Origin of the sequence: Microbacterium sp. CPCC 204701 (genome assembly GCF_004010105.1) — a bacterium.
Taxonomy (GTDB): Bacteria; Actinomycetota; Actinomycetes; order Actinomycetales; family Microbacteriaceae; genus Microbacterium.
In genome coordinates, this window is sequence record NZ_RRYE01000357.1 from 1 (window position 1) to 2,954 (window position 2,954).

Annotated in this window: 3 protein-coding genes; all 3 read left to right on the top strand. The window is 68.6% G+C overall.

Annotated features, from left to right (window positions below):
• The first annotated feature begins 15 nt into the window (after positions 1–15).
• Genes EIO58_RS15290 through EIO58_RS15300 form a run of 3 tightly spaced genes read left to right on the top strand, consistent with a single transcriptional unit; the run spans position 16 to position 2,803 of the window.
• Positions 16–888, top strand: a complete 873-nt coding sequence (locus EIO58_RS15290; protein ID WP_205789319.1) for a carbohydrate ABC transporter permease — start codon at positions 16–18, stop codon at positions 886–888.
• Positions 885–1,724, top strand: coding sequence for a carbohydrate ABC transporter permease (locus EIO58_RS15295; protein WP_127820234.1), 840 nt, complete (start codon positions 885–887; stop codon positions 1,722–1,724). The genes EIO58_RS15290 and EIO58_RS15295 overlap by 4 nt, the downstream gene beginning before the upstream one ends.
• On the top strand, positions 1,721–2,803 hold the full coding sequence (locus EIO58_RS15300; protein ID WP_164861761.1) for a glycoside hydrolase family 130 protein: 1,083 nt from the start codon (positions 1,721–1,723) through the stop codon (positions 2,801–2,803). Before EIO58_RS15295 ends, EIO58_RS15300 begins: the two co-directional genes overlap by 4 nt.
• Positions 2,804–2,954: the final 151 nt, after the last annotated feature.

The window sequence follows — 2,954 nt, forward strand, 5'->3', positions numbered from 1 at the left end:
CGCCGGCGCCGGCGGATCCTCGGAGCCCAGCCGCTCGGCATCCTGTTCTCGGCGCCGTACCTGGTGTTCGTGATCCTGGTCTTCGCATGGCCGATCATCCTCGCGGTGTGGATGTCGTTCCACGACTTCTTCTTCGCGGCGCCGGGCGCCGAGGTGGACCGGCCGTTCGTCGGCCTCGACAACTACGCGACCGTGGTGAGCGACCCTGACGTGTGGCAGTCGTTCGCGAACGTCGGCGTCTTCCTCGCCATCAACGTGCCGCTGACCGTCGTGCTCTCGATCGTGCTCGCCACCGCTCTGAACAGCGTCGTGCACGCGCGCACGTTCTTCCGCGTGAGCTACTACGTGCCGTACGTGACCGCGTCGGTGGCGGTCGTCGCGGTGTGGCTGTTCCTCTTCTCGAACAACGGACTGGTCAACAACATCCTCGGCCCGCTGGCGCCGCAGCCGTCATGGCTCGTCAACAGCGCCCTCGCGATGCCGACGATCGCGCTCTTCGTGACCTGGAAGGGCCTCGGGTTCTACATCCTGCTCTACCTCGCGGCGCTGCAGAACGTGCCCAGGGAGCTCTACGAATCCGTCTCGACCGACGGCGGCGGCCGCATCCGTCAGTTCTTCAGCGTCACCGTCCCGGGTGTGCGCCCCGCGACGGTGCTGGTGGTGCTCCTGGCGACCATCACGGGCGCGAACCTGTTCACCGAGCCGTACCTGCTCACCGGCGGCGGCGGCCCGAACGGCGCCTCGACCTCGCCGGTGCTGCTGATCTACCAGAAGGGCATCGAGCAGGGGAATCCGGATGTCGCGGCCGCGATCGGCGTGATCCTCATCCTGTTCGTGCTGGTCATCGCGTGGCTGCAGCGCAAGCTCGTGGGGGGTGACGAGTCATGAGGCGCGCACTGGGAAGCAAGGCCGCGCTCTACATCGTGCTGAGCCTCGGGGCGATCGCGTTCCTCTTCCCCTTCTACTACATGGTGATCGGGTCGCTGCAGACGGATGTCGACACGTCGGTGGCCGGGGCCTTCCCCAACCCTGCCAACCTGACGTTCGACAACTACGTCGCGATCAACGAGCGCATCGATCTGGTGCAGGGACTGATCAACTCGGGCATCTTCACCGGCGGCGTGCTGCTGGGGACCGTGGTGTTCGGGGTGCTCGCGGGCTACGCGCTCGCGGTGCTGGAGTGGCGCGGCCGCAGCGCGACGTTCGCGCTCGCGCTGCTGGTGCAGGTGGTCCCGTTCCAGCTGCTCATGATCCCGCTCTACGTGATGATCGCGCGGGACTACGGGCTCTCCGACACCTACATCGGCATGATCGTCCCGTTCTTCATCAACTCGACCGCGGTCGTGATCTTCCGCCAGTACTTCCTGCAGCTACCGCGCGACCTCTTCTCGGCCGCGCGCATCGACGGAGCGGGGGAGTTCCGGCTGCTGTGGAACGTGGCGCTGCCCCTCGTGCGGCCCGCACTGCTCACCGCCGTGCTGCTGACCTTCATCGGCCCGTGGAACGAGTTCCTGTGGCCGTTCCTCATCACGAAGGAGGCGTCGATGCAGCCGCTGGCGGTGTCGCTCGCCAACTTCATCTCGAACATCGCCGCTTCGACCGCGAACCCCTTCGGCGCCATGATGGCCGGCGCCGTCGTGCTCGCGATCCCCGCCGTGACGCTGTTCATCGTGTTCCAGCGGTACTTCACCAGCAACGATCTCGGATCCGGAGTGAAAGGATGACCATGCCCGGAACAACCCCCTCGATCCCGTACCGGCTGAGTCGGATGGGCGTCGTGATGACGCCCCAGGACGGCGATCCGAACGAAGCGGAGGGCGTGCTCAACCCGGCGTCCGGCCGCGGTCCCGACGGCGAGCTGTACCTTCTGCCGCGACTCGTCGCCGAGGGCAACGTCTCGCGCGTGGGGCTCGCTCGCGTGGTCGTCGAGGACGGCGTCCCCGTCTCGGTACAGCGCGAAGGCATCGTGCTCGAGCCCGACCGCGGGTGGGAGCGCGGCGTCGGCAACGCGGGAGTCGAGGATCCACGCACGACGTGGATCAACGCCCTGGGCCTGCACGTCATGACCTACGTCGCGTACGGGCCGCTGGGCCCGCGGACGGCGATCGCGGTGTCGGACGACCTGCGCGAGTGGCGGCGGCTCGGCCCGGCCCACTTCCGCTACCAGGACGAGCTCGACATGGATCTGAACCTCTTCCACAACAAGGACACCGTGTTCTTCCCCGAGCCCGTCACGGCGCCCGACGGCACCGAGTCGCTCGCGGTGCTGCACCGCCCGATGTGGGACCTGGGTGAGACCAGGCCCGGGCAGGGCGTGCGGCTTCCTGCCGGCATCGACGACCCGCGGCAGTCGATCTGGATCAGCTACGTGCCGCTCGACGCCGTCCGCGACGACCTCGCGAACCTCGTGCTGTGGGGGCAGCATCGATTCGTGGCAGGCCCCGAGTACGCGTTCGAAGAGGTCAAGATCGGAGGCGGCCCGCCGCCGCTGCGCGTGCCCGAGGGGTGGCTCGTGCTGCACCACGGCGTCACGGGCGTGATCGACAGCGCGTTCGCGCAGCAGCAGCGGGTCAACTACGCCGCCGGAGCACTGCTGCTGGACGCTCAGGACCCCTCGCGTGTGATCGCCCGCACCCCCGAGCCGCTGCTCGCGCCCGAGACAGACGACGAGCGCAGCGGCATCGTCCCCAACGTCGTCTTCCCGACCGCGATCGAAGAGGTCGACGGCCGGCTCTTCGTCTTCTACGGCATGGCCGACTCCAAGATCGGCGTCGCGCTCCTGGAGCGCACCGACGCCGACTGAGACAGGATCGAGGATCCCGATGAACACGCACGCACGACGCGGTGCCCGCGTGATGGCCGTCTCGGCGGCCGTCGCCCTCTCGTCGACCCTCGCGCTCGCGGCCCCGGCCGCGACCGCGGCGCCCGACCGCACGACGCAGGCGGCGGCATCC